Below are 25,157 nucleotides of genomic sequence, written 5' to 3' on the forward strand. Positions count from 1 at the left end.
CCGAGGGACGGGGTCATTGGGACATTCCCTTTGTTCCGAAATCCCTGATGGCGACTTTGACTTTATATTCAATATCCGATTCACTGAAATGATGATCCCAGTCAGAGGATATCTTTTTCCATTTATCGGGATAATGAATCCGGACTTGATCGCCTAACCCGGTAATATCCACTTTCAAGTCATGCTGCATGTAATCAATGAATGCCATAACATCTGAATGAATGCGGTGTTTTACCGCGTTTTTGATTTCATTTATATAGGACTCCTTGAAGGAATCTTCTTTCGGGTTCCAATCCTCAGACAGTCGGCCTTCAACAAACCGGGTGACGATAAACTTGAATTTTCCGTTTTTATATTGTGTTTTTACATCATATTTGCTGGAAAATACCTCGAAGGATAAATAATAATTGTCATGCTTTGCAAACGTGACGCCTCCCTTTACCGTGCCTGTGAACAGGTTCATATTCTGGACTTGTAAAGGCGTTAAATTCGCATACCAGAATTTATTTTTAATAATGGTAGCGCCCCAGATTTCCAGTCTGCTGCCCACTTTGCGCACTTGAGGAAGGGCAAAGGTCTCGCCTTTGGCGATTTTCTCTGATATTTCCCCCAATGTCACGGGCTCCATCATCCGGATGGTGACCGCATTGTTCTCCGTTAAGTCATAGATCGTATTTGACGCAGGCTCTCCCTGGTCACTGATATTGAAAATATCTTTCGTTTTATCCGGCACCGTCATCACATTGCAGCTTCTTCTCGTACCGTTGTCCCTGATAAATTGGTTCATCAATGCGTCAAGCGGGATGTGATCCTTTAACAGCGCTTCGGAAAACAGCATGATACGCAAGTGCTGGGAGAAGGCGGGGTGATTTTTTAACGATGCCGTTCTTAATGCTTGATGGACGGTTTCCCCTGGAGTGGAAGTCACCTTTGTCGTGTCACCTGACGACGACTGCTGGGCACTTGCTTTTTGCGGAACCAGAATCTGCTGTGTCACTTCCACATTTTCTTCCGCGGGTTTATCGAGCCCGACTCCGATAACGAGGCTCAAGTCTTCTAAATTGCGGCTGTCCCAGCACCCGGCCAAAAGCAATGTGCAAAATATGATTACGATGTATTTCTTCATTGCGCTTTTTTCACCTTCCTTTTCACAGCGACGACTGCAAATATCAGTAAAGGCAGCAAAAAGAAAACCAAGAAGATATAGCCGAGAATATCACTGAACAGCATCAGCTTGTTCGCATCCTTTGGCATCAATGACCCCAAGAATGTCGCAATCCCGACGAAGATGACGCCCTTTTTCTGCTTCAGCCCGAAAATTTTATGAAGGCCTGATGTCGCGAAATATCCGTATGATACATAGGTGGCGAAAAATTGGATAATCCAGACAACAAGCAAAAAGGACTCGAACCTTTCAATAAAAAGCCCTTTGATTTCAAATGATTGAAAGAGCGCGATCGTAGGCCAAATCATTGTTTTGACATCCTGGGTGGTTAAGGCGCCGACGACGAGCACGTAGGTAATAATGTATAAAATAATCGGGATGCCAAAGCCCATGGCCGACATGCCGAACGTGTGCTTTTTATTTTTGAGGTACTCGGGGAGAAACAGCATAATCTCAATCCCCAAAAAGGAAACAGAAACGACGGTCAAGGAGGCCATAACGGGAGAAAACCCCTGTCCGAGCACCGGCCGCAGGTTGTCGATATCAAATATTTTAAAGCTGAAGGAAAACACCACGAGCAAAATAATAATCGTAATCGTTAAATAGAAAGGAAAGAGCCTGCCGATATCGCTCATGCCGCCGATAATTAAATAAACGGAACAGGCGATAAAGATAAACAGCGTGACCGGCACGGGCGTTCTTTCCAATAAAAAGAACTTGACCATTTCCGCCATCGCCCGGGCTTCGAAGCTGGCGACTCCTATAAAATAGAGACAGATCATCAGATTGACGATATTTCCCGCCCATTTGCCGAGTCCTTCATTCATATAATCAAATAATGATCCGTACTGATGCTTTTTCATAATGAGCGTATTGAGATAAATCAAAAAGATAAAGATGACGCCTTCCAGACATAACGCGATCCAGCCGTCCGGCGAATTTGCCCTGGATGACAGCGCCCGCGGCATGGTGAGGAGCCCCGCGCCGAGCATCGTGTTTGCAATCAATGCTGTCCCTTGATAGCTTGTAAGCTTATTGTGAGTTGTTTTCTGGCTCATTTACGTTTTTCGCCTCTTTTGGTTGATTTTTAATAGGGAGACGGAGAATAGAATCGTTTGCGTTTTTTAAGCTGAAAAATCCATTCGGCGAGAAATACGGAGAACCGAAGCTTCGCTGTCTCGATAAATGAGTGTAGATCGCCAGCATAAATAAAATCATGCCGTACAGCCCGAAAGCTGCCGCGGTAAACATCGAAATGAAACGGAGCACACGGAACGACAGACCCATCCCGTACTGCGGCACCGTAAATGAAGCGAGCGCGACAATGCTGACCACGATGACCATGATGGAGCTGACAATATTCGCTTCAACGGCCGCCTGGCCGATGACGACTCCGCCCACCAATCCGATCGTCTGGCCGAGCGGGCTGGGAAGCCTCAAGCCCGCTTCTCTCAGCAGCTCAATTGTAATTTCCATTACCATCGCTTCAATGATAGGCGGGAAGGGAACGTTTTCTCTGTTCGCCGCGATGGTGACTGCAAGCGACGTCGGCAGCAGCCCTTGGTGAAACGAAACGAGGGCGATATAAATGGACGAAAAAAACAGCGTGATAAAAATAGACGTAAACCTGAGCGCCCGGATGAGTGAGGCGGAAATCCACCGTTCATAATAATCATCGGGAGACTGCATTAAAATTCCTAAAGAAGCCGGAACCACCAGCGCAAACGGCGAGTTGTCGACAAGGATGGCGACGCGGCCGTTGAACAAGGCGGAAGAGACTTTATCAGGCCGTTCCGTATTTTGTATTTGCGGAAAGGGCGAATACTTATTATCCTCAATAAGCTCCTCAAGCGTTCCGGAATCCTGGATGTCGTCCATCTTCACTTCGCTGAGGCGCTTTACAACATCGCTGACGACAGACGGGTCCGCCTTATCATCTATGTACATGACCGTGGCGTATTTTAACTTGTTTTCTCCGATCGGAACCTTTTTCGTTTTCAACTTCGGATGGTTCGTGCGCTGCCTGATCATGGCGATGTTTGTATCAGAATCTTCTATGAAGGCGATTTTCGGACCTCTTACGACCTTTTCGGATGTGGGTTCATTTACGCTTCTTTTTTCTCTTTTTCCCGTGGACAAAATGTATACGCTGTCAAGTCCGTTAATAAACACGGCGCATTTTCCCCGCAGAATGGAGATGACGGCTTCCTTCGACGTAAAGACGGGACGGGCGTCGATCTTATCAAGACGTTTCGTCACCGTATCCAGCGTCAGAGTGTCTTCCTCACGAAGCAGCGTTTCAATCGCTTCTTTTATTTTGTCTTCGTCGTTCATTTCACTCAGATACATATAATAAAAAACAAGCCCGTTCGGAAGCATCTTTTTATTTTGAATCAGGTCATCATTCTGCTCTACGTGGGGAAGCACCAGTGCCAGGTTAACGTGTATGTATTCCTTGAATTCCGATTGCGCCATCGACAGTCACCCGCCTTCCAATCCTTAATTGAGGTTATCTTTTCCTGTTAAAAAAATGATATACTATGATAAAGTATTTAATGGTACAAGTTTTTTTATGAAAGCGGAGGAGAGATGTGGCACAAGTCAGACTGGCAGGGAATGCCGAAGAAATTGAACAGCTCATCAAATCATTTGAAGCGCATTACGAAGTGGCTTACACGTCGAAAGAATACCGTAAAACAAATCCGAAGTATAAATACTCTAAGGATTCGCGCGTCTATCTTGAGCTGAAATTAAAAACGGCCAAGGCCGAAAAATAAAAAGGGTTTCATCTGTTACTGGCGAATAATACTCAGGGTGAAGCAACTGTTATGGAGGGATACATAAATGGACTACAGAATTGAAAAAGACACCATGGGAGAAGTTAAAGTTCCGGCAGATAAATTTTGGGGCGCTCAGACACAGCGCAGCAAGGAGAACTTCAAAATCGGTTCAGAAAAAATGCCTCAGCGTGTTGTGAAGGCGTTTGCAATATTGAAAAGAAGCACAGCGATCGCCAACGAACGCCTCGGCAACTTAGAGTCTGAAAAAGCACAGGCGATTGCCGCTGTATGTGACGATGTTTTAAACGGCAAATACGACGATAACTTTCCGCTCGTTGTCTGGCAGACGGGAAGCGGCACGCAAAGCAACATGAACATGAATGAAGTGGTGGCCAACCGCGCGACTGCTTTATTGAAAGAAAAAAATTCCGAGCTGAAGATTCATCCGAATGATGACGTCAACCGCAGCCAAAGCTCAAATGATACATTCCCGACGGCGATGCACGTTGCGGCGGTTCTTGCCGTATATGAGCAGCTCGTTCCGGCGCTTGATCAGCTGCGCGCGACGCTTGATGAAAAAGCGAAAGCTTATCAGGATATTGTGAAAATCGGACGCACGCATTTGCAGGACGCCACTCCGCTGACGCTCGGACAGGAAATCAGCGGCTGGGTATACATGCTTGACCGTTCGAAAGAAATGATTCTTGAGTCAACGGAAAAAATCCGCGCGCTTGCCATCGGAGGCACGGCAGTCGGCACGGGAATCAACGCCCATCCGCAGTTCGGTGAATACGTCGCGGAAGAAATCACAAAAGTAACGGGGCAGACATTCAAAAGTTCGCCTAACAAATTCCACGCGCTCACAAGCCATGATGAAATCACTCACGTTCACGGCGCGTTAAAAGCATTGGCTGCCGACCTGATGAAGATTGCCAACGATGTCAGATGGCTGGCTAGCGGCCCGCGCTGCGGAATCGGCGAAATCGTCATTCCTGAAAATGAGCCGGGAAGCTCTATCATGCCGGGCAAAGTCAACCCGACGCAAAGTGAGGCGCTGACAATGATCGCCGCGCAAGTGATGGGAAATGACGCGACAATCGGATTTGCGGCCAGCCAAGGAAACTTTGAGCTGAATGTCTTCAAACCGGTTATTATTTATAACTTCCTGCAGACCGTGCAGCTGCTCAGTGACGGAATGAATTCCTTCCATGACAAATGCGCTGTCGGTATTGAGCCGAACCAAGAGACGATTCAGGAAAATCTCTCTAACTCATTAATGCTTGTTACGGCGCTTAACCCGCACATCGGTTATGAAAACGCCGCGAAAATCGCCAAGCTTGCCCACAAAGAAGGCCTGACACTGAAAGAAGCGGCATTACAGCTGAACCTTCTGACAGAAGAACAATTTAATGAAATGGTGCGTCCGGAAGATATGGTGCACCCGAAAGCATAAAAAGAAAGAACGGCTGCAGTTATTGCGGCCGTTCTTCTAAATAAACTGCTGTTTCAGTAAAAATCTGAGCTGTTCTGCATCTTCAGCCAGCAGGTCGGATTCCTTCAAATTCAAAATCATTCCTTTGATGATTGCCGGTTTCGGTGACTTTTTCTTCATTTCCGCTTCCAGAATATCCAAGCTCTCGGTGAATTCAGATGCTTGCGCCTTGTCCATCGTGCCGATGCGCGTGCGGAGGGTCTGCAAGATCGATTGACTTAAAGGATCGGGCTGCCCGTTATGAAGGGGCCCAAACAGTGAGCTTGCCTCATCAAGAGAAATAAACGCTTCATCATGTCTGTCCGCCATTCCGTTTACGATGTCATCAATTCTGTGAATCACGGTATTTGCCAGAAGCGAAGGCTGTACGGACCGGCCGGTCAGAATCAGATACTCAAGATACATCTGACTGATTCCTTCTATTAAAAAACAAAGCTCGGCTGTGTATGGTTCAGCTTTTTCTCCGTAAATAGCAAGAAGACTGTCGATATGAAACTGCAGGATCGACCGGCGGATTCTCTTTCCGCACTGCGCCGCTTCTTCGGTATAAGGAAGTGAACCGTCTTTCATCTGCATGGTAATAAAATCCTGATGGGCGAGGATCGATTCGTAAAACACAGCAAGCTGTTTTTGGTAAGCGGCTCTCGGACTGTCACCCTCCGTTTGGATCGTCGTGATTCGGGTAAACGTTTTATCATAGTAGTAATTCAGCATGGATAGGAGCAGTGCTTCTTTGGAAGGAAAGTAAAGATAAAAAGCGCCTTTTGAGATTTTGCATTCATCGGCGATTTCCTGAACCGATGTAGATTTGTACCCTTTTCGGGCAAACAGTTTGATTGCTGCTTCAATGATCAGCTTTTCTTTTTCCTTCAATGGTTCCACCCTTTCGGAGCCAGGAGGCTGGCTTGTGCTTCTCATGTATGACTATATGGTCATATTGATATTCCGTAAATTTAACCTGATTGTAACTTGTTTTTTTGTTTTGTTTTATTTATATTATAAAGTGAGCTGACCGAATGGTCAAAGTTCTGGCGAAAGGGTGAATCTGAAAATGAAAGAATTAGATGAAATGATCAGCCGCTTGCGAAACAGAGGAATTAAAGTCGAAAAGGTGAAATATCCGAAAAAGACAATTTGTGAAAAGAAATGGGTTCATCAATGCCAAAAACCGCTGAAAGCAAACTACAGAGATTTTAACGGCTATTCCTTCACATAAAAAAAGACTGCAATGAAACACTACAGTCTACTTTGGTATGATAATTCGGTAGATTACACCCGATTGGTCATTTTCAATTGAAATTGATGCTTTATGCAGGGTTAAAATCCGTTTTACGATGCTGAGTCCTATGCCGAACTCGCCTTTCTTCCCTTTATTAAAAGGCTCGTACAAGCTGGATAGCATCTCATCCTCAATCGGAGGCCCGTCATTTTTAACCGTCATGACAATCTGCTGCTGATTTTGGCTGATCCGAATGTGAATCGCCGTTTCTGCATAGCGGATTTGATTTTCGAGAATGTTTTCAAGAAGTTTGCTCCATTGTTCCGGATCACCGGGCATCATTAATGCATCTTCTGTATCAACGCTCCACGATAATTCCTTCCGGGCCCATTTGAGCCGTTCAATGACTTCTTCCGTGACCTTCACAATGTCAAATGTCTCATGGTGCACCCGCTGCTTCATTAAATAATCAAGCTTCGTTAAATATAATAAATCCTTAATTTTCTTCTCAAGTTTTTCTGCTTCGCCTTCAATGACATCAATTGTGGTTTCCAGATCCCCCTTAGGAAAAATCCCGTCCTTTATTGATTGAGTATAGCCCCTTATCACCATGACAGGCGTTTTTAAATCATGAGAGATATTTTGCAGGAGCGTTCTTTCCGTTTCATCTTTTTGCACCAGCTTGCTCCGCATGTCTTCAATGGTATGGCCTAATTTTCCGATTTCGTCTTTTCTGTCGACGATGACCGGATCATCCCAGTCCTGTTCGGATATCCGTTTGACATGCTTCTCTAAGGAAACGAGCGGGCGCGAGAGATATTTGGCAAGCCAAATCGCCGGAATCCAGCTTAACAAAATTACGCCGGCAATGATAAAGAGCAGCTGCTTGAACAGGGTGAATGCCAGATCATCACGATAAGAATCAAGGGCGTAAGACAGCATCATCGCATCCTGGCCGTTAATGGTGAGGCCTTTTTTAATGACGAAAAATACTTTTTCACCGCTGATGTCCGCGCTGTATCGTTTCGTGACGCTGTGCTGGCGGCCCGCGAGCTTGTACACCTTATGGATAAAGGAAGAAGAAAAGTAGTTCAAGTCTTTGTCACTGGCCGATTCCTCCCGTTCCGGCAGAAGAACGTGCTGAACGGATCGGAAAGTCGTCGGAGCGGTCGCATCCTCGCTGTAATATCCCCGCTCGATCGATCCGGGCAGCCGGTACTCCGTCAGTACATGCTGTTCATTTTCAATCGTCGTATACGTTTCATCCGTGAAAAAATGACGCAGCGTATTTGAGAACAGCACGAGAAGCAGAATCGAAATGGCTAAGAGGATGCCTGAGATGACCACCCATATTTGAAAAGCAAGCGGCTTATTTTTCATGACGTCATCATCCTGTAGCCGAATCCGTAAATGGTCTCAACCTTTAACCCAGGCATTTTTTTTCTCAGCCTCCGCACAAGGTCATCGACCACCCGGTCAGTGCCGAAATAATCATGGCCCCATATTTTCAGCAGGATATCTTCTCTGGAAAAGGGGTGTCCTTTATGGTGAAGAAATAAAAGCAGCAGATCAAATTCCTTAGACGTCAAATTGACCAGGCTGCCGGTTTCATCATAAACCTCTCGGGCATCTTCGATCACATTGTAGGAAGAAACGGTGATGCCGGTTTTTTTTGCGGCGGGCTGTTCTTTATACACGAGCTCGAGCAGTTTCTGGACCCGTATAATAAGCTCTCTCGGCAAAAAAGGCTTGGCGATATAATCATTGCTTCCAAGCTCTAACCCGAGGACTCTGTCAATATCGGCATCCCGCGCGGAAATGAAAATGACCGGCACATCGGGATCTTTTTCTTTTATTTCTTTTATCAATGTATAGCCGTCCGTATCCGGAAGCATGATGTCAAGAATCCACAAGTGGGGAGACGGCTGCATCTGCTTTCTGGCATCTTCGCCTTTTGTGAAAGATGTAATGTTCCAGCCTTCATTCTCTAAATATTTTGTGAGCAGTTCATTCAGGTTATCCTCATCTTCAACTAGATAAATGGTGTATGACAAGGCATTTCACATCCTTTCAACGTCATTATACTAGTTTTAACATACTCAAGCCGCATTTTCATAATTTCACATATTCTTTTCATTTTTATCCCACAATGTTTGTTTATGATGTGTATAAGGGAAGAAAGGAAGAAAAAAAGCGGGGAAGATAACATGTTCAAACACATTTTGTTTTGGAGCTTTGCTTTTCTCCTTATTATTGGGACAATAGAACTTGTACATGCGATGAATATGTAATCGATAGAATGAAAACATGCTGAAGGAGTGTGCGTGAATATGAGCGATCATCGAGATGACGGCAGAAGCCGCGATCAGTCAGATCTTTCACATACGGAGCAAAACAGAAATGAACAGCAGCAGATCAGCCATCAGGAGCCCGAGCTGCTTGAAGGGCCCGTCTCGAAAGAACCGGAAAACGAGACGGCTGCCGGTACGGAATTTGAAAAAACGGCTGCCGTGAAAAAAGAAAAAAAACGGAGAGCCGCTTGGCTGAGCCCGATTTTAGGCGGCATTATCGGCGGCGGCCTCGTGCTTGGCATCGTGCCGAACCTGCCGGGTGAGCAGCATAAGACAGAAGCCGTTTCTGATACGAAACAAGTTCAGTCTTCGAATTTTACGTCAACGCCTTTGAAAAATACCTCAAGCGTAGCGGATATGGTAGAAGAGTTGGAGCCTGCGATTGTCGGAGTGTCCAACTACCAAGCTTCGCAAAGCAGCCAGTTCGGACTTGACGGCGGTTCAAACTCTGAAACGGAAAGCGGCACGGGGTCAGGCGTCATCTTCAAAAAAGACGGCGAAAAAGCGTACATCATTACAAACAATCATGTCGTAGAAGGGGCGAACAAACTGTCGGTCACTCTTTACAATGGGAAAACCGAAACGGCAAAGCTTGTCGGAAAGGATGCCATCAGTGACTTGGCTGTATTGGAAATCAGCTCGTCCAATGTCAAAAAAGCGGCCAGCTTCGGGGATTCCTCCAAGCTCCGCATTGCTGATAAAGTGATTGCCATCGGCAACCCGCTCGGCCAGCAGTTTTCCGGCACCGTCACACAAGGTGTCATCAGCGGGCTGAACAGAACGGTGGACGCCGATACATCCCAAGGCACGGTGGAAATGAACGTAATTCAGACGGATGCGGCGATTAACCCCGGAAACAGCGGCGGCCCGTTAATCAACTCAAGCGGCCAGGTCATCGGGATCAACAGCATGAAAGTCAGTGAAAACGGCGTGGAGTCACTGGGCTTTGCCATTCCGAGCAATGATGTAGAACCGATAGTCGACCAGCTGCTTGCAAAAGGAAAAGTGGAGCGCCCATTTTTAGGTGTGCAGATGATTGACATGGCGCAAGTGCCGGAAACCTATCAGGAAAACACGCTCGGACTGTTCGGCGACCAGCTGTCTAAGGGTGTTTATGTAAAAGAAGTGCAATCCGGCTCACCGGCTGCGAAAGCGGGCATCAAATCAAATGACGTCATTGTACAATTGAACGGCAAAGATGTCGACAGCAGCGCCGATATCAGACAGATCTTATATAACCAGCTGAAAATCGGCGATAAAACGACTGTTCAAGTGCTCAGAAGCGGAAGCAAAAAGACGCTGAACGTCACATTAACGAAACAAACTGAAAGCGCAAGCTGAACGCATAAAAAAAGCTGAACCTTCAACTGAGGTTCAGCTTTTTTCGTCATTCTCCCAAGTAGGCTGACAGCATCCACACATGCTTGTCCGCTTCTTCAACTAATCCGACAAACAGGTCGGCAGTTGACGGGTCATTTTGTTCCTCGGCGATGCCGATGACAAATTTTGATTCGCGGCTGATTTGTTTATAGTCTTGAACCAGTGATTCCACCATTTCAGACGCCGTTTTTTCCTGACCTTCATCCGTAATGGAAGCTTGTTCAAGGTAAGTGTGCAAAGTCGCCGCAGGCTGTCCGCCGATGGCCAGAAGGCGCTCTGCGATGGCGTCCGCCGTTTCCGCCGCTTCGTTATACAGTTCTTCAAATTTTTCATGAAGCGTAAAGAAGTGAGGGCCTTTTACATACCAATGGAAGCGGTGCAGCTTAGAGTAAAGGATAAACCAGTTTGATAATTGTGTGTTCATTGATTTCTCAACAAGAGTTTCAGTTTTTTTCGCGTTTTGTGTATTCATATTCATCGTCCTCCCTGTGATCTGTTAATTTAATTATATCACGTATCAAATAAAAATCAATACTAAATTATAATTATTATAATTTAGTTTAAGTGAACAGCTTTTTCTTTATAATCGATTCCCAAGCGGACCACGGAAAGAGTGAGCGGAAAGCCAATGTCAGCTTAACGCCTCTGCCGATCGGATACCGCAGTTTCTTCAGCCGTTTCCTTTGTGCCAATTGATAAATCAGTTCCGCTACGTCATCAGGATCGCCGCTTTTGGATGCGTTGGCTTTGAAGTAAGCTTCAAGGGGCTGATAAAAGCGATAATAAGGCGAGTCTTTGCCGGGCGCCGTAATATGGCTGGAGAGAGACGTCTCCCAAATAGACGTTTTATAGGAGCCCGGTTCTATTAAAGCGGCATCAATTCCTAAAGGCAGAAGCTCGAGGCGCAGACACTCTGTAAACCCTTCAACCGCGAACTTGGAAGAGACATACGGAGATAGAGCCGGGAAACCGGTCAGTCCGCTGATACTGCTGATATTGAAGATTTTCGCCCCGCCATGTTTCCGCATATAAGGCAGCACGGTTTTTGTGACATGAATCAGACCGAATACATTTGTTTCATACTGCTGTCTGTAATGTTCCATCAGCACATCTTCAATAAACCCCCCGTACGCAGTGCCGGCGTTATTGACAAGCAGGTCAATCGGTCCGAAACCGCTGATGGTGTTCCCGAAGTCAGACACCGACTGCTCATTTGTCACATCTAAAGAAACGACCGTAACATGTTCGGATGCACCCGCTTGAGCGGCGGCCTCTTTCAGTATTACAGCTTTCTCCGGCTGTCTGGCTGTTGCGATGACGTGATAAGACCGGGTGAGCTTCAGCGCTGTCAGCATCCCGAATCCGCTCGTTGCGCCGGTTACAATGGCAACTTTTCTGTTCATCTTATAATCCTCCCCGTTTGTTCTTATCTCATAGTGTATAACATCTCGCGGAAAGAAGGAGAAATCGTTCGGAAATATGTCAGAATTGTTTTATAATGGAGTCAGCTTCGGGTAGAAAGGGGTAAAGAAAAGATGGCATTAGAGGGATTGAAGGAAACATGGGATTTAAACTCCATTTTTGAGGGCGGGAGCCGGTCGGAAGAGTTTCAGCAATACATACAAGAGCTCAAAAAGCATCTAAGCGCTTTTCAACATGCGGTTGAAGCATTTACAGTTCCGACGCATGCGGGTGAAAGCCGGGAGCTGATCAATCTGATTGATAGGTTTGAACGGTCAGCGATCATGATCAGGCAGGCGGGAGCGTTCGTCGGCTGTCTTCAGGCTCAGAACACTCATGATCAGAAAGCGAATGAATGGAGGGCGCGGATCAATCAGCTGAGCAGTGATTTTAAATCCGCTCTGGTGACCCTTGACGATACACTTGCCCGGATTGACGAGCGGGTCTGGGAGGAGCTGCTACAAAAACCGGAACTTCAGGATCTCACATATGTCTTAAATGAGAGAAGAGACCGGGTCAGAGAGAAGCTCAGCGCTTCAGAAGAAAGGCTGATTGAAGGCCTGGCCGTTGACGGCTATCACGCATGGGGCGACCTGTATAATGCGGCTGTCGGCAGAATGAAGATTCCGTTTGAGGATAAAGAGCTGTCGGTCGGCCAAGCGGAAAATATGATGGCGCACCCGGATCGCCGCATCAGACGTCAAGTGTTCAAAGAGCTTAATGAAGCCTGGAAAGGAGAAGAGGAGCTTTTCAGCAGCACGCTGAACCATCTGGCCGGCTTCCGCACGGAAATCTATAAAGCGCGGGGCTGGAAAAGCGCTTTGGAAGAGCCGCTTGCGATCAATCGGATGAAAAAAGAAACGCTGGATGTCATGTGGCAGGTCATTACCGATCATAAAAAGCCTTTTGCCGAATACCTGAATCGAAAGGCGTCTCTTTTAGGGCTTGAGCGCCTGAATTGGTATGATGTGGACGCGCCGATCGGCGAAGCTCCGAAAGAATACACATATGATGAAGCGGCTAATCTGATCGTCAGCCAATTTTCGACGTTTGGCAAAAAGCTGTCCGCATTTACGGAAAAAGCGTTCCGCGATCGGTGGATAGAAGCGGAAGACCGCAGCGGCAAACGGGTCGGCGGTTTCTGCACCAGCTTTCCCGACAGCGGAGAATCCCGGATTTTTATGACGTTTTCCGGAAGCGCTTCGAATGTATCGACGCTGGCGCATGAGCTCGGTCACGCGTTCCATCAGGAGGCCATGCTCCAAGTGCGGCAGCTGAACAGAGCCTACGCCATGAATGTGGCTGAAACAGCCTCGACCTTTGCGGAAATGATCGTCGCCGACGCCGCTTTGAAACAAGCGGAGACAAAGGATGAAAAGCTGTTCTTGCTTGAAGATAAAATTCAAAGAAGCGTAGCCATGTTTATGAATATTCATGCGAGATTTTTATTTGAAACGCGTTTTTATGAAGAGCGGAAGCAGGGCGTCGTTCCGGCTGATAAATTGAATGAATTGATGGAAGCGGCGCAGAAAGAAGCATTTTGCGATTCATTAGGGGAATACCACCCTCATTTCTGGGCATCAAAACTGCATTTTCATATTACGGGAGTGCCGTTCTACAATTTTCCGTACACGTTCGGTTATTTATTTTCGCTTGGAATATACGCAAGAGCTCTTCGGGAAAAAGCGGATTTTGAAGAAAAATATATCGCGCTTTTGTGTGACACGGCTTCGATGACCGTTGAGGATTTGGCGATGAAGCACCTTGGAGCGGATCTCACGGAACGGTCGTTTTGGGAAGACGCGGTCCGCCTTGCCGTACAGGATGTGCAGGAATTTTTAGAGCTGACTGAATGATAATCTGGAGATGAACCGGCCGGAGCTGTTACCGCTCCGGTTCTTTTTTGTTCCGTGAATGACAGCCGCCTCCCTTGGAAATACCTAAAAACGATCGGAATGGAATGGGAGTGAATCGCATGAAATGGATCAGAACGGCGGGCGTTTTATGTCTTACGCTGATGCTGATTGCCGGCTGCCGATTGAATGAAGAAAAACGGGAAGCGGAACAAGACAGCACCCCCGTGTCATCCGCGAAGCCGGTTCCTTACAGCAGCTTTTCCCTTCGCGTCAGCTACGGAGCCGGAGAGCATAACCGCTATGAAGGTTTGTATGAAAGAAAAAGCGGTCATGAAAAGGCGGACATCCGGGACAAGCTCTCAGGGGTTCACAGAGAGGGCGAGGAAGCGCTTGATGAAATGAAGATGATCCTCGGAGAACTTGCCGTAAACGGCCGGATGCAGGAAAGCGAGGTCGTCCGGCAGGTGCTCTCGGCTTTTAATTTAGACAGCCGCTATGAACATTTTTATCTGAAACTGGAAAAGAACGACGGAGAAATGACGGAAATAAAAAAATAACCGCCGTCCGCTGCTTTTTTGCCCAAAACTAATTGATAATGATATTCAGAGTCATTAATTTCTGTTACAATATAATCATGATCTCACGTTGAATGTTTAGGCAATTTGTTTATATACATAGTGTTGGGAAACTCAAAAAAGGAGCGGTTAGCGGTATGAGTGCAATTTCTACAGAGACGCTGAGCTTAGGGTACGGAGAGACTGTTATCATTGACGAATTGGATGTCGCGATTCCAAAAGGCGAAATCACTGTATTGATCGGAAGCAACGGCTGCGGAAAATCGACGCTTTTACGTTCATTGGCCCGTCTGATGAAACCGAGAGGCGGTTCTGTGCTTTTAGAAGGAAAAGCTATCGCTAAGCTTCCGACGAAGGAAGTGGCAAGAGAGCTCGCTATTTTGCCGCAGAGTCCGTCAGCTCCCGAAGGCCTGACGGTGCACCAGCTTGTGAAGCAGGGAAGATACCCTTATCAAAGCTGGCTGAAGCAATGGTCCAAAGAGGACGAAGACGCAGTCACAAAAGCGCTAAAAGCGACGAAGCTTGAGGAAATGGCCGACCGTCCTGTGGATTCCTTGTCAGGCGGACAGCGCCAGCGTGCATGGATTGCGATGACACTCGCTCAGGATACGGATATCATTCTGCTTGACGAGCCGACAACTTATCTCGACATGACGCATCAAATTGAAATTCTTGATTTGCTGTTTGAATTAAATGAAAAAGAAAAACGCACAATCGTCATGGTGCTGCACGACCTCAATCTGGCATGCCGTTATGCCCATTATCTGGTCGCCATTAAGGATAAACAGATTTACGCAGAGGGCCGTCCCGAAGAAGTCATCACTTGCGAGCTTGTACAGCAGGTCTTTGCGATGAACTGCCAGGTAACGCAAGATCCGCTGTTCGGCACGCCGCTTTGCATTCCGCACGGACGCGGCAGATGTATCGTGCAGGAAGCGGCCCTCACCGCCCGATTGTCATAATCATGAAAAAGGGAAGGAAACGGTATGGAAGAGAAACTGCAGCAGCAGCTGGACGGCCTGCTTGAGAAATACACGGAACTATTGCTTGGCGAAACAAACCCGGATGTAAAGGAAGAAGTCAGGCAGTGGATTTTGTATACACATATCGCAAAAAGCATGCCGCCGCTCGTCAAACATTGGAATCAATCCTACCCGGACGCCAAAGAGGGCATCAAAGCTGCGATACAGCACATTAAACAGCTCAATGAAGCTCACAGAAAAAAACAATAAAAAGCTTTCGGCATCAAAGAGAGGTGCCGGAAGCTTTTTTTGCTGAAAAGGAATCAATAAAGGCGCCGTTCAATTCATAACGAAGAACTTTTATGTAACTAACACACCCGTTTGTTTACTTGCTGAACCAAGAAAAAAGGACCGCCGCAGCAATCCCTTACTCTTTCCTATATATCACATTTCCTTTCGGATACGTAATAACTCTTCATAGGCTTTTATATTTGTATCAAATTTGGGCACTGTTTGAGATTCCTCGGCACATTTGACTTGTGCTACAACCAAATCATTAAAAGGTGTTGAAATTCCAGTACCTTCTGCCATTTTGGGAATAACTCCATTAATATAATCAATTTCAGTTTTACGTTTTTTCTCAAGATCCTGAAGCATACTTGCTCTTAACAGCCTGGATGGTTCTATGGCTGCCCTAAATGTTTGAATACGTTCAGGAATATCATTTTCACTTCTTAATTCCAAAGATTCTAAATCAAGGCCGCCCATTTTCGCAAATTTGACACCATTGGCGTGTCCAACCTTAATCGTCTCATCTGCGATATGAACTGCGCTGACAATGCCGATTTCATGGTCAAGAATATCACCGTATTCTCCGTTTAATGCTGCCGATAAACCACTGAATGCATTATTGATAAGTAATTTTGACCACTTCGTTCCAACTAAATTATCGGAAATATGTGTTCCGCCGATAAGGTCTAAAACCGATTTAATACGCTGGATTCTTTCTGTTGTTTCACCATTTAATTCTCCAATTTGAAAAGCGTACTCTTTAAATTGAGTATACTCAGTTGTAAGTCTGGATACGCCTGGTTCAATAAACGTAGCACCAAATTCAACAGAACCCGCAATAACACGTTCATCACCAACGATCGAAGCAACTTTCTGTTCAGGTATACCGTTTTGCAAGGAACATACTACACTATCATCCTTTAAAAAAGGCAGTAACTCTTTAAGAATGGAGTCATTATATAATTGTTTCGTCAGAAGTAATATTAAATCATACTTGCCTGACTTGTTTTCAGGTGTAATGGCTTTCACCTTTGCCTGAAATGCCGTTGTACCAACTACTTTAGCACCTATTTGATTTAAAGTATCTACATGTTCTTTGTATGAATCAATCAATTCGACATCCATTCCGCCAGCAGACAGATATGCTCCAACTATGGTTCCTAAAGAACCTGCTCCTAAAATTGCAATTCTCATTGTAAACGTCTCCTTATTTTTCCTCTAAGTAGTTATAAACCGGCTGTGCTGCATTTAAGGTTAAATCCGTAATAATATGAGATGCTGAAACGACTTCTAATACAGGCAAATCTGCAAGAGGCGCCAGAGCATGTTCAAATAATTGAAGCCGCGCCGGTCCAGACCAGGCACCTTTAACTTCTATATTCGTTATTTGCGTCCGCACCAAATCGCAAACCCTTAAATCACCATTGTAATCAGTAGCAATCTTAACCATAAAATTAGGTCGGCAAATTTCCCTTTTCGCTTTTTCCTTGTCCATTTCGAAATGTTTATATCCCATAGTCGCAGCTGCCACACGAAGACTGCCATAATCTAATGTGCCAACGAGAGTATCAGAGTCTATATACAGCTTAGGGGCGCCCAATTTCTTTGGATATGCAGTAAGTTCCCGTCCGCTTGCAATAGCCGGGAAATTGTCTACATACATAGAGTGTACATAATCTCCTTCTTCACCATTAAAGCTGACAGGGATGACTTGTCCCGCCTCTGTATAGGCACCAAGTCCGGAAACATCGGGCATCCGCATCACTTCGAATTTCACAAAAGGTTCAGTAATTTCAAGAGGTTCTGGCACTGCCGCACGCAAAGCTTTTTCATCCGTTCGGTAAATAATATTTAAATATTCACGGTTAACAAATTTATAATTTGGGATAGGATAAGCAGGAGCCGTTAGTGGCGTATTTAAATTTTTTGCTATATCTTTCACATCAATTTTCATTGCATGACACCCTTTCCTTTTCTTTAACTATGCTATTATCTTACATCCGCATTTACATTTAATCTAATACATAATAAGTTATATATATATTTATTGAAATAAATGAGGAGGATGCAGACAGATGGAATTGCTGCAGCTAAAATACTTTCAGACAGTTGCCTATACTGAGCATATTTCTAAAGCAGCAGAACAATTAAAGATTGCCCAGCCTTCTTTAAGTCTCACTATAAAAAGACTTGAGAATGAACTGGGAACAGCTTTGTTTGAGAGAAAAGGCAGAAATATTAAGCTGAGTTCATCAGGGAAGATTCTTTTAAAACATGTAAACAGGATTTTTACTGAGATTGAAAATGCACAAACGGAGATTCAATTGGAGGAACATCAAATGTCTGACACCATAAGAATATCTATTTCTAATCCAAGATTCCTTGCAGGACTGATGAGTGAATATATCAACCGCTCCCCTCAATCAAAAATTCTCCAAGCCATCGGAGTTAAAAGCGGGATCCTAACAAGTTTAAAAAAAGGGGACATTGATTTAGGAATAACAGGTCATCCGATTCAAGATGAAGAGATAGAGAGTTGTGTGCTGGTAAATGAAGATATTGTTCTGGCTTTGCCCTCAAACCACCGATTTACGGGTAAAACCGAAATTTCTTTACGTCTTGTCGCCGATGAACCATTTATTACCCTTGCTAATAATGAGGAGTATAGCGGTTTTACAGCCTCGCTTTGTGAGAAAGCCGGTTTCACCCCAAATATTGCATTTGAGGCGGATTCTCATTTACTTGTCGAGATTATAAAGCTGGATCGAGGTGTTGCGTTGCTTCCTATTTCAGTTTGCAGAACATTGGGGCTGAATTTTATAAAAGTGACTGATCACTCTGCTTCATATCCAGTCGGCTTATCTTGGATGAGACATAGGCTGTTGTCTTCTTCGGTAAGAAATTTTCGTGACTTTATTATGTCGTACTATAAAGATAACGATGAAATGTTTAAGGTTTATTAAATAATTTTCACCCCCCGATTTCCAATGAGGCGGAAGACTGGTCATTTGGAAACGGAGAGGCCCAGATGATATAAAAAAATCCCGCGGCATCCGCGGGATTTTTCTTTGTTAAACGGCTTTCGCCTTTTCTTCTTGTTTGCCTGTCTTTTTGTTTGTCAGCTTAATTGATTTAACAAACAGCGTGAGGATCAATCCGGCAGCGATAAAGGCCAGGCCTGTGAAAAACACGCTGTGAAGCGAATCCATCAGTGACGTTTTCAAAACCGGCACGATATGGGAAGAAAATGCGGCCGGAATCTGCTTAATCGATTCCTGACTGAATAAGGATTGAAGCAGCCCTTCAGGATTCTTGTCAATCATCCCTTTAAACTGGGCGGCAAAGGCACTTGCCTGTTTCGGGAGTGAATCTAAGTAAGGCACCAGTCTGTCGGTTAAAAGGCTTCCTGATCTGGCATTCATGACAGCGCCGAGCACCGTAATGCCGAACGTTCCCCCGATCATCCGGAAAAATTGGCTTGATGAAGTCACAACGCCCAGCTCTTCTTTTGAAAACGTTTCTTGCAGAGCGAGTGTGAGAAGCGGCATGACGAGCCCCATTCCCAGACCGATCACGGCCATATAGCACGTAGCCGCGAGCTTGCTTGTATCCAGCTGTAAGGTCGTTAATAAGAAGAAGCCGACGGCCATGATCAGCATGCCGATCATGATTTGCGGTTTAATACCGATCTTATAAACCAGCTGGCCTCCGATAATACTTGTGATAATCATAGATACCATCATCGGCGTCATAATCGTGCCGGACGCGGTGGCGCTGACTCCGATAATTCCCTGCATAAAGAAAGGAACGAACGTAACGGCGCCGAACATGCCGATACTCATGAAAAACCCGATCAGATTCAGTACGGTAAACGTTCTGTTTTTAAACAGGTACATCGGCAGAATCGGCTCTTTTGCTTTGATTTCAGCGAAAATGAATCCGACAATCCCGGCAAGCGCAAGCGCAAAGAGACCGAGAATCTGCCAAGAGCCCCATGCGTAATCCTTTCCTCCGAAGCTGAGCGCGAGAAGGAGGCTGACGATTCCGACAATCATTGTGAAAATGCCGGCGATGTCAAAGTTAATCGGCCCAGTCTGTTTTCTGCCTTGAAGTCCTCTTGCGATAAAGATCACGGCTAAGATTCCGACTGGCAGGTTGATATAGAAAACCCATTTCCAATTTAAAGAGTCAACAATCCAGCCCCCGATTTGCGGGCCGATAACGGAAGCAAGGCCGTAAATCGCTCCGAAAAGCCCTTGGAACTTAGCACGCTGTTTCCCTGTGAACAAATCCCCGATGACGATCATGGCCATCGGCATCATGACACCGCCGCCGATTCCCTGAAGTCCGCGGAAAATGATCAATTCCGTCATGTTGCTGGCCATTCCGCACAGGGCGGAAGCTCCCATAAAAATCAATAAACCTGACACATAGACGACGCGGCGCCCTAATAAATCTGCAAGTTTCCCCGCAATCGGAACGATCGTCGTCGAAGTTAAAAGATATGCCGTGGTCAGCCACGTCATCATGCTTAATCCCCCGAGGTCACCCACGATTTTAGGAATCGCCGTTCCTACGATGGTGCCGTCAAGGGCTGAGAAAAACATGGCGATGATTAAGCCCGTTATTAATAATGTGCGTTTTGGATCTTTCTTTTCAATGCTCATGTTTCGGCAGCTCCTCTTTCTATTCGTTTTCTTTTTGATCAGCCGCGTATTTCTCGGCGGCTTCCGCTACTTTGCGGATGATGTTCACGGACTGAATCAGTTCGTCGTCAGTCAGAACGGACAGGTTTCGCGCCAGTATCGCTTTCCGTCCTTCCACAACATCTTCGAATTTTGTTTCGCCTTTTTTGGTGAGGCTGATGTCGATGACGCGTCTGTCCTGCTGGTTATGTTTGCGGACGATAAGTCCTTTTTGTTCGAGGCGGTCGGCCATCAGCGTCACTGCGCTCGGCTTTACCTCCATGCGTTCCGCAATTTCGGAAACTTTGCAGCTCCCGTGTTTTTTCAGGCTGGCTAAAACAAATAATTGGGCAGGCGTCACCTCGTGTTTTGCCATGCTTTCCACCATTTCAGGCTGTATGTTTTGCAGCAGCGTCTGAAGAGATTTCTGGATGTCAGACACATATTGATCCGCGTTTTTCATAACTCCTCCTCATCTTGTTCCTCGAGAAAATAATTAACATTAGTTAAATATAAATAAGGATTAATGATAAGTCAATCTTTTTGTGCAAAAATAAAAAAAGGACTGATGCTTGGCGAAAACATCAAATCCTTCTTCATTTTACTGCTGGTAGGGAGACTGCTGCTGAATGGTCTGCCGGAACTTCTGATACGATTGCTGAAGCTTTTGGGTATCGGCTGCTTCAATGGAATACCAGCCATTTTGAAACATCACATCGTATAATCTTCTTTGCGCTTTTTGTGACTCATCGAAAATCGCCTGAATATCTTGATAAAGAGACTCGTGGCTGAACTCGTGCAGGGCTGTGCAATATGAAGCCGTGATGTATTTTTCCGTCGTCAGCAGCTCATTGACCAAGTCTCTGTCATTCATTTGCGCCGTATTGGGCACGGGCGTTTGCGGATTCGTGATTTTTTGATTTTGCTGTTCCATGGATTGTCCTCCTATTGCATGTAGCCTGTTGTTGTCTGTCCGCCTTGATCGGGGTTCAAGCGGCCTAATATGTGCTGATAATGCTTCTCATGCATCCGGCCGATCTGATCAAGCTCTTGTTTTAACGTCTGATTCTGGCAGTGTTCCGCCATAAAATGCGCTTTTTTCATGGCAAGCAGATTCCAGTTCAGCATGTCCTCAAGATACAAATGGTCTTTCGTTGAGATGACGGCAGGCGGCAAGTTTCCGTGCTGCTCTTGGTTGTTCATATAAACGCCTCCTTCAATTCTGTTCTTTTTAGCTTTCTCTGCGACCGGAAATTCATACACGAATAAAAGAAAAAGGAGGGAGTTCATCCTTGCTGCGGAGCATATGTTTATTTTTGTCGAAAAATAAAATGCTTACAAAATTCGCCCAGGCTTACGGAATCCGCTTCGGCGCGGGAAGGTTCGTTGCAGGGGAAACGCTCACGGAAGCTGTGAAAACGGTAAAGCGGCTGAACCAAAAAGGGCTGTCGGCTTCGATTGATTATCTAGGTGAATATGCGGGTTCAGAGAAGGATGCGAAAAGGACGGCGGAAGAATGTAAAAAAGCAATCAGGGCGATTGCCGAGAATCAACTGGATTGTGAGCTGTCGCTGAAATTAACATCCATCGGTCTGGATATTTCCGAGGAACTCGCGGAACAGCATGTCAGAGACATATTGACGGAGGCAAAAGAACGCGGCGTGCCTGTAACGATTGATATGGAGGACTATTCAAGATGCGGCCGTACGCTTGAGCTGTATAAGCGGTGCAAGCCGGATTTTCCGATGCTCGGCACCGTCATTCAGGCTTATTTGTACCGGGCAGCTGAAGACATCAGCGGTCTGATGCCATATAAGCCGCGGCTCAGGCTTGTAAAAGGCGCTTATAAAGAATCGGCGGCCGTTGCGTTCCCTGATAAAAAAGCAACCGATCTTCATTTTCAGCAGCTGATTAAGCTGCAGCTTTTGAGCGGCCATGAAACGGCGGTGGCAACACATGATGATGACATCATTTCTTATACGAAAACACTCATCAGCGAGCATCAGATTCCACGGGAGCAGTTTGAATTCCAAATGCTGTACGGCATCAGAACGGAGCGCCAGAAGGAGCTTGCCGAAGAAGGATACAGGATGAGGGTGTATGTCCCGTACGGCACCGATTGGTACGGGTACTTGATGAGAAGAATTGCCGAGCGCCCGGCAAATGCGGCGTTTGTGCTGAAAGGGATCTTTAAAAAATAACGGCTGCTCCAAAAAGCAGCCGCAGTATGTTATTCCATGTTGTCTTTTTTATATTGCTGATTTTGGCTCGTCCGTTTGCCGCCGCCGTATTTTTGCTTCGGTCCCGCATTTCCTTTCATGCTGGCCGCGCTCACTGCGGCAGAAGACGGATCTTTTCTCCCTCGCACCATTCCCTTCACCTCCGGGTTTAAGTTTCCCGCCCGCGCCATGGAACATGCGGAAGCCGAAAAATTTAAAAAAATTCCATATTTGCTATTGAAGTCATCCTGAAAATCTTTTAAGATGAAAGAAGAAAAGGGTTTCATTTTTTTTGCCGAAAAAATGAATGACTATTCATTCAAAGTTCAAGGGGGATGACTCATGCACAAGTTTATAAAGAAAGCAGCCGTTCTCGGATCAGGCGTCATGGGATCCGGAATTGCCGCGCACTTGGCTAACATCGGAATTCCCGTCCTGCTGCTTGATATTGTGCCAAACGAGCTGACAAAGGATGAGATGAAAAAAGGGCTGACATTAGAAAGCCCGGAGGTCCGCAGCAGACTGAGCCGATCGGCCATGCAAAAGCTGCTGAAGCAAAAACCGGCGCCGCTGACTTCGGCTGCCAATCTCGACTATATAACGGCGGGGAATTTGGAAGATGACGCAGCTCAATTGAAGGATGCTGATTGGATTATTGAAGTCGTCGTCGAAAATCTTGACGTAAAAAAACAGATTTTCTCACTCGTTGATGAATACCGGAAACCGGGAAGCATCGTGTCGAGCAATACGTCCGGTATCTCCGTCACAAAAATGGCGGAAGGCCGATCTGCCGATTTTAAAGCTCATTTCTTAGGAACCCATTTCTTTAATCCGGCCCGCTACTTGAAGCTTCTGGAAATCATTCCGATTCAGGAAACAGATCCTGACGTGCTGGAGTTTATGACTTCATTTGCAGAAAACACGCTTGGGAAAGGTGTCGTCATCGCAAAAGACACGCCTAACTTTATCGCCAACCGCATCGGTACGTACGGCCTGCTGGTCACGGTAAGAGAAATGCTTTCTTCCGGCTGCCGCATCGGCGAGGTGGACACGGTGACCGGGCCTTTGATCGGCAGACCGAAAAGCGCGACCTTCAGAACCCTTGACGTTGTGGGGCTTGATACTTTCGCTCATGTGGCAAAAAATGTGTATGATAAAGCCGACGGCGCTGAAAAAGACATGTTTAAGCTTCCTGAATTTATGAATGACATGCTGAAAAACAATTGGCTGGGCAGCAAATCAGGCCAAGGATTTTACAAAAAAGAAGGTAAAACAATATATGAACTCGATCCGCTGACCATGACATACGGTGAGCGCTCGAAAATGAAGACGCCCGCTTTAGAAGCCGCCAAACAGGCAAAGGGTGCCAAAGGCAAAATGAAAGCGCTTGTATATTCCGATGACCGCGCCGGACGCCTGCTTTGGAATATCACATCGCAAACACTCTTATACTCAGCCCGGCTTTTAGGTGAGATCGCTGATGATATTAAAGCAATTGATGACGCCATGAAATGGGGCTTCGGATGGGAGCTCGGACCGTTTGAGATGTGGGATGCCATCGGCGTCAGAAAATCAGCGGAGCGGCTCGAAGAAGAAGGCGCAGCACTCCCCGGCTGGGTGAAAGAGATGCTTGATCAGGGCCATGAAACATTTTATATGAAGGAAAACGGAACACAATTTTATTATTCAGACGGCCAATACAGGGCTGAGAAAGAAAATCCGAAACGGATCAGCCTGCAGACGTTAAAAGAAACAAAAGGCGTTATCACTAAAAACAGCGGCGCAAGTCTGATTGATCTCGGCGATGATGTCGCGCTGCTGGAATTTCATACGAAAAGCAACGCGATCGGCTTAGACATTATTCAGATGATTGACAATGCGCTTGAGGAAACGGAGCGGAATTATAAAGGTCTTGTCATCGGTAACCAAGGCAGACATTTCTGCGCGGGAGCAAACCTTGCGATGATTTTAATGGAAGCCCAGGATGATAACTTCATGGAAGTCGATTTTGTCATCCGCCGTTTTCAGCAGACGATGCTGAACATCAAATACAGCGCTAAACCCGTTGTAGCGGCGCCATTCGGGATGACACTCGGCGGCGGCACGGAAGTCTGTCTCCCGGCGGCACGCGTTCAGGCGGCGAGCGAATCGTATATGGGTCTCGTTGAAACCGGCGTCGGCCTTATTCCGGGCGGCGGAGGAAACAAAGAGCTGTACATCAATTATTTGGACGGCGGAAGTGAACTGATGGACGCAGCGATTAAAACCTTTGAAACAATCGCGCTTGCCAAGGTGTCCGGTTCGGCACACGAAGCCCGTGACATGAAGATTTTGTCCGCGGCAGACCGTATCAGCATGAATCAGGATCACCTGCTGCACGATGCGAAACAGCTGGCTGCTTCCTTATATGACAGCGGATACCGTCCGCCTGCCCGCAAAAAAGTGAAAGTCACCGGAGAAACCGGCTGTGCGGCATTACTGCTCGGAGCAGACCAAATGAGACGGTCGGGTTATTTATCCGATCACGATATGAAGATTGCGAAGAAGCTGGCCCATGTCATTGCCGGCGGAAGAGTCCCGTTCGGCACGGAGGTTTCAGAAGAATATTTACTCGAGATTGAAAGAGAAGCCTTTTTAAGCCTCGCTGGCGAGGCGAAATCTCAAGCGAGAATGCAGCATATGCTCGTCAAAGGCAAACCTTTACGGAACTAGGAGGGTGTT

Annotated in this window: 25 protein-coding genes and 1 pseudogene; 11 read left to right on the plus strand and 15 right to left on the minus strand. The window is 46.2% G+C overall.

Going from position 1 to position 25,157, the window contains the following annotated elements; genetic code table 11:
• Positions 1 to 13: 13 nt before the first annotated feature.
• From ACWJJS_RS04325 to ACWJJS_RS04335, 3 genes are read right to left on the minus strand one after another with little or no spacing between them, the layout of a single operon-like run.
• The gene (locus tag ACWJJS_RS04325; protein ID WP_077722816.1) at positions 14 to 1,126 is read right to left on the minus strand and encodes a Ger(x)C family spore germination protein; all 1,113 of its coding nucleotides are present in this window, start codon (positions 1,124 to 1,126) and stop codon (positions 14 to 16) included.
• Positions 1,123 to 2,223, minus strand: coding sequence for a spore germination protein (locus ACWJJS_RS04330; RefSeq protein ID WP_070082343.1), 1,101 nt, complete (start codon positions 2,221 to 2,223; stop codon positions 1,123 to 1,125). The genes ACWJJS_RS04325 and ACWJJS_RS04330 overlap by 4 nt, the downstream gene beginning before the upstream one ends.
• Positions 2,198 to 3,640, minus strand: a complete 1,443-nt coding sequence (locus ACWJJS_RS04335; RefSeq protein WP_454023345.1) for a spore germination protein — start codon at positions 3,638 to 3,640, stop codon at positions 2,198 to 2,200. The genes ACWJJS_RS04330 and ACWJJS_RS04335 overlap by 26 nt, the downstream gene beginning before the upstream one ends.
• Positions 3,641 to 3,756: 116 nt before the next feature.
• Here ACWJJS_RS04335 and ACWJJS_RS04340 point away from each other — a divergent pair, with 116 nt between their 5' ends.
• Complete coding sequence (locus ACWJJS_RS04340; protein WP_003151806.1) at positions 3,757 to 3,942, plus strand: YvzF family protein; 186 nt, start codon at positions 3,757 to 3,759, stop codon at positions 3,940 to 3,942.
• A 67-nt stretch (positions 3,943 to 4,009) separates the two neighbouring features.
• Entirely contained in the window at positions 4,010 to 5,398 is a 1,389-nt protein-coding gene (fumC, locus tag ACWJJS_RS04345) for a class II fumarate hydratase (RefSeq protein ID WP_003151808.1), read from the plus strand.
• Between the two features lie 36 nt (positions 5,399 to 5,434).
• Here the strand turns inward: fumC and ACWJJS_RS04350 are convergent, their stop codons facing one another.
• The gene (locus ACWJJS_RS04350) at positions 5,435 to 6,310 is read right to left on the minus strand and encodes a TetR/AcrR family transcriptional regulator (protein WP_014305782.1); all 876 of its coding nucleotides are present in this window, start codon (positions 6,308 to 6,310) and stop codon (positions 5,435 to 5,437) included.
• 178 nt (positions 6,311 to 6,488) lie between these two features.
• On the opposite strand from ACWJJS_RS04350, the gene spxO reads away from it, so the two are divergent.
• Complete coding sequence (gene spxO / locus ACWJJS_RS04355) at positions 6,489 to 6,653, plus strand: anti-adapter protein SpxO (protein ID WP_003151811.1); 165 nt, start codon at positions 6,489 to 6,491, stop codon at positions 6,651 to 6,653.
• A 27-nt stretch (positions 6,654 to 6,680) separates the two neighbouring features.
• On the opposite strand, the gene ACWJJS_RS04360 is transcribed toward spxO, so the two are convergent.
• On the minus strand, positions 6,681 to 8,036 hold the full coding sequence (locus ACWJJS_RS04360; protein WP_070082341.1) for a sensor histidine kinase: 1,356 nt from the start codon (positions 8,034 to 8,036) through the stop codon (positions 6,681 to 6,683).
• Positions 8,033 to 8,710 carry a response regulator transcription factor gene (locus ACWJJS_RS04365; RefSeq protein ID WP_007410069.1) on the minus strand — a complete coding sequence of 226 codons (678 nt, stop codon included), beginning with the start codon at positions 8,708 to 8,710 and terminating at the stop codon, positions 8,033 to 8,035. The genes ACWJJS_RS04360 and ACWJJS_RS04365 overlap by 4 nt, the downstream gene beginning before the upstream one ends.
• Before the next feature lie 276 nt (positions 8,711 to 8,986).
• Here ACWJJS_RS04365 and ACWJJS_RS04370 point away from each other — a divergent pair, with 276 nt between their 5' ends.
• The gene (locus ACWJJS_RS04370) at positions 8,987 to 10,348 is read left to right on the plus strand and encodes a S1C family serine protease (RefSeq protein WP_454023346.1); all 1,362 of its coding nucleotides are present in this window, start codon (positions 8,987 to 8,989) and stop codon (positions 10,346 to 10,348) included.
• Positions 10,349 to 10,394: 46 nt separating this feature from the next.
• Here the strand turns inward: ACWJJS_RS04370 and ACWJJS_RS04375 are convergent, their stop codons facing one another.
• Complete coding sequence (locus ACWJJS_RS04375) at positions 10,395 to 10,859, minus strand: Dps family protein (RefSeq protein WP_007410071.1); 465 nt, start codon at positions 10,857 to 10,859, stop codon at positions 10,395 to 10,397.
• An 88-nt stretch (positions 10,860 to 10,947) separates the two neighbouring features.
• Positions 10,948 to 11,790 (minus strand): oxidoreductase, encoded by an 843-nt coding sequence (locus ACWJJS_RS04380; protein ID WP_317461637.1) that lies wholly within the window; start codon positions 11,788 to 11,790, stop codon positions 10,948 to 10,950.
• 132 nt (positions 11,791 to 11,922) lie between these two features.
• Here ACWJJS_RS04380 and ACWJJS_RS04385 point away from each other — a divergent pair, with 132 nt between their 5' ends.
• From ACWJJS_RS04385 to ACWJJS_RS04400, 4 genes and pseudogenes are all read left to right on the plus strand, one after another.
• Positions 11,923 to 13,704, plus strand: a complete 1,782-nt coding sequence (locus tag ACWJJS_RS04385) for a M3 family oligoendopeptidase (protein ID WP_454023347.1) — start codon at positions 11,923 to 11,925, stop codon at positions 13,702 to 13,704.
• A gap of 119 nt (positions 13,705 to 13,823) precedes the next feature.
• A complete protein-coding gene (locus tag ACWJJS_RS04390; RefSeq protein WP_278071295.1) occupies positions 13,824 to 14,261 on the plus strand; it encodes a YusW family protein in 438 nt (145 codons plus the stop codon).
• A 155-nt stretch (positions 14,262 to 14,416) separates the two neighbouring features.
• On the plus strand, positions 14,417 to 15,241 hold the full coding sequence (locus ACWJJS_RS04395; protein WP_003151820.1) for an ABC transporter ATP-binding protein: 825 nt from the start codon (positions 14,417 to 14,419) through the stop codon (positions 15,239 to 15,241).
• 2 nt (positions 15,242 to 15,243) lie between these two features.
• Positions 15,244 to 15,511: pseudogene (locus tag ACWJJS_RS04400) on the plus strand (YusU family protein).
• A 174-nt stretch (positions 15,512 to 15,685) separates the two neighbouring features.
• Here ACWJJS_RS04400 and ACWJJS_RS04405 read toward each other — a convergent pair.
• Together ACWJJS_RS04405 and ACWJJS_RS04410 are read right to left on the minus strand one after the other, a co-directional pair.
• A complete protein-coding gene (locus tag ACWJJS_RS04405; protein WP_454023348.1) occupies positions 15,686 to 16,726 on the minus strand; it encodes a ketopantoate reductase family protein in 1,041 nt (346 codons plus the stop codon).
• Between the two features lie 13 nt (positions 16,727 to 16,739).
• Positions 16,740 to 17,486: an acetoacetate decarboxylase gene (locus tag ACWJJS_RS04410; RefSeq protein WP_077722808.1), complete on the minus strand. Its 747-nt coding sequence runs from the start codon at positions 17,484 to 17,486 to the stop codon at positions 16,740 to 16,742.
• Positions 17,487 to 17,607: 121 nt separating this feature from the next.
• Here ACWJJS_RS04410 and ACWJJS_RS04415 point away from each other — a divergent pair, with 121 nt between their 5' ends.
• A complete protein-coding gene (locus tag ACWJJS_RS04415) occupies positions 17,608 to 18,495 on the plus strand; it encodes a LysR family transcriptional regulator (RefSeq protein WP_412838376.1) in 888 nt (295 codons plus the stop codon).
• A gap of 108 nt (positions 18,496 to 18,603) precedes the next feature.
• Here the strand turns inward: ACWJJS_RS04415 and ACWJJS_RS04420 are convergent, their stop codons facing one another.
• From ACWJJS_RS04420 to ACWJJS_RS04435, 4 genes are all read right to left on the minus strand, one after another.
• Positions 18,604 to 20,199, minus strand: a complete 1,596-nt coding sequence (locus ACWJJS_RS04420) for an MDR family MFS transporter (RefSeq protein WP_007410079.1) — start codon at positions 20,197 to 20,199, stop codon at positions 18,604 to 18,606.
• 19 nt (positions 20,200 to 20,218) lie between these two features.
• On the minus strand, positions 20,219 to 20,680 hold the full coding sequence (locus ACWJJS_RS04425; protein WP_003151828.1) for a MarR family winged helix-turn-helix transcriptional regulator: 462 nt from the start codon (positions 20,678 to 20,680) through the stop codon (positions 20,219 to 20,221).
• A 138-nt stretch (positions 20,681 to 20,818) separates the two neighbouring features.
• Positions 20,819 to 21,151, minus strand: coding sequence for a spore coat protein (locus tag ACWJJS_RS04430; RefSeq protein WP_003151830.1), 333 nt, complete (start codon positions 21,149 to 21,151; stop codon positions 20,819 to 20,821).
• Between the two features lie 11 nt (positions 21,152 to 21,162).
• On the minus strand, positions 21,163 to 21,420 hold the full coding sequence (locus ACWJJS_RS04435; protein ID WP_003151832.1) for a hypothetical protein: 258 nt from the start codon (positions 21,418 to 21,420) through the stop codon (positions 21,163 to 21,165).
• 89 nt (positions 21,421 to 21,509) lie between these two features.
• Between ACWJJS_RS04435 and ACWJJS_RS04440 the strand changes: the two genes are divergently transcribed.
• Positions 21,510 to 22,418, plus strand: a complete 909-nt coding sequence (locus tag ACWJJS_RS04440) for a proline dehydrogenase family protein (protein ID WP_077722805.1) — start codon at positions 21,510 to 21,512, stop codon at positions 22,416 to 22,418.
• A gap of 29 nt (positions 22,419 to 22,447) precedes the next feature.
• Here the strand turns inward: ACWJJS_RS04440 and ACWJJS_RS04445 are convergent, their stop codons facing one another.
• Positions 22,448 to 22,588 (minus strand): YuzL family protein, encoded by a 141-nt coding sequence (locus tag ACWJJS_RS04445; protein WP_003151836.1) that lies wholly within the window; start codon positions 22,586 to 22,588, stop codon positions 22,448 to 22,450.
• A gap of 190 nt (positions 22,589 to 22,778) precedes the next feature.
• On the opposite strand from ACWJJS_RS04445, the gene ACWJJS_RS04450 reads away from it, so the two are divergent.
• Positions 22,779 to 25,148, plus strand: a complete 2,370-nt coding sequence (locus tag ACWJJS_RS04450) for a 3-hydroxyacyl-CoA dehydrogenase NAD-binding domain-containing protein (RefSeq protein ID WP_454023349.1) — start codon at positions 22,779 to 22,781, stop codon at positions 25,146 to 25,148.
• Positions 25,149 to 25,157 lie beyond the last annotated feature (9 nt).

The sequence above is a fragment of the Bacillus sp. JK106 genome, assembly GCF_053663355.1.

Excerpts from the sequence above, each read along its gene's own strand:
- spxO (WP_003151811.1), top strand. The coding sequence starts at position 6,489 with ATGAAAGAATTAGATGAAATGATCAGCCGCTTGCGAAACAGAGGAATT.
- ACWJJS_RS04335 (WP_454023345.1), bottom strand. The coding sequence starts at position 3,640 with ATGGCGCAATCGGAATTCAAGGAATACATACACGTTAACCTGGCACTG.
- ACWJJS_RS04325 (WP_077722816.1), bottom strand. The coding sequence starts at position 1,126 with ATGAAGAAATACATCGTAATCATATTTTGCACATTGCTTTTGGCCGGG.
- ACWJJS_RS04385 (WP_454023347.1), top strand. The coding sequence starts at position 11,923 with ATGGCATTAGAGGGATTGAAGGAAACATGGGATTTAAACTCCATTTTT.
- ACWJJS_RS04430 (WP_003151830.1), bottom strand. The coding sequence starts at position 21,151 with ATGGAACAGCAAAATCAAAAAATCACGAATCCGCAAACGCCCGTGCCC.
- ACWJJS_RS04445 (WP_003151836.1), bottom strand. The coding sequence starts at position 22,588 with ATGGTGCGAGGGAGAAAAGATCCGTCTTCTGCCGCAGTGAGCGCGGCC.
- ACWJJS_RS04415 (WP_412838376.1), top strand. The coding sequence starts at position 17,608 with ATGGAATTGCTGCAGCTAAAATACTTTCAGACAGTTGCCTATACTGAG.
- ACWJJS_RS04375 (WP_007410071.1), bottom strand. The coding sequence starts at position 10,859 with ATGAATACACAAAACGCGAAAAAAACTGAAACTCTTGTTGAGAAATCA.
- fumC (WP_003151808.1), top strand. The coding sequence starts at position 4,010 with ATGGACTACAGAATTGAAAAAGACACCATGGGAGAAGTTAAAGTTCCG.
- ACWJJS_RS04425 (WP_003151828.1), bottom strand. The coding sequence starts at position 20,680 with ATGAAAAACGCGGATCAATATGTGTCTGACATCCAGAAATCTCTTCAG.
- ACWJJS_RS04435 (WP_003151832.1), bottom strand. The coding sequence starts at position 21,420 with ATGAACAACCAAGAGCAGCACGGAAACTTGCCGCCTGCCGTCATCTCA.
- ACWJJS_RS04330 (WP_070082343.1), bottom strand. The coding sequence starts at position 2,223 with ATGAGCCAGAAAACAACTCACAATAAGCTTACAAGCTATCAAGGGACA.
- ACWJJS_RS04360 (WP_070082341.1), bottom strand. The coding sequence starts at position 8,036 with ATGAAAAATAAGCCGCTTGCTTTTCAAATATGGGTGGTCATCTCAGGC.
- ACWJJS_RS04405 (WP_454023348.1), bottom strand. The coding sequence starts at position 16,726 with ATGAGAATTGCAATTTTAGGAGCAGGTTCTTTAGGAACCATAGTTGGA.
- ACWJJS_RS04410 (WP_077722808.1), bottom strand. The coding sequence starts at position 17,486 with ATGAAAATTGATGTGAAAGATATAGCAAAAAATTTAAATACGCCACTA.
- ACWJJS_RS04390 (WP_278071295.1), top strand. The coding sequence starts at position 13,824 with ATGAAATGGATCAGAACGGCGGGCGTTTTATGTCTTACGCTGATGCTG.
- ACWJJS_RS04450 (WP_454023349.1), top strand. The coding sequence starts at position 22,779 with ATGCACAAGTTTATAAAGAAAGCAGCCGTTCTCGGATCAGGCGTCATG.
- ACWJJS_RS04370 (WP_454023346.1), top strand. The coding sequence starts at position 8,987 with ATGAGCGATCATCGAGATGACGGCAGAAGCCGCGATCAGTCAGATCTT.
- ACWJJS_RS04420 (WP_007410079.1), bottom strand. The coding sequence starts at position 20,199 with ATGAGCATTGAAAAGAAAGATCCAAAACGCACATTATTAATAACGGGC.
- ACWJJS_RS04395 (WP_003151820.1), top strand. The coding sequence starts at position 14,417 with ATGAGTGCAATTTCTACAGAGACGCTGAGCTTAGGGTACGGAGAGACT.
- ACWJJS_RS04380 (WP_317461637.1), bottom strand. The coding sequence starts at position 11,790 with ATGAACAGAAAAGTTGCCATTGTAACCGGCGCAACGAGCGGATTCGGG.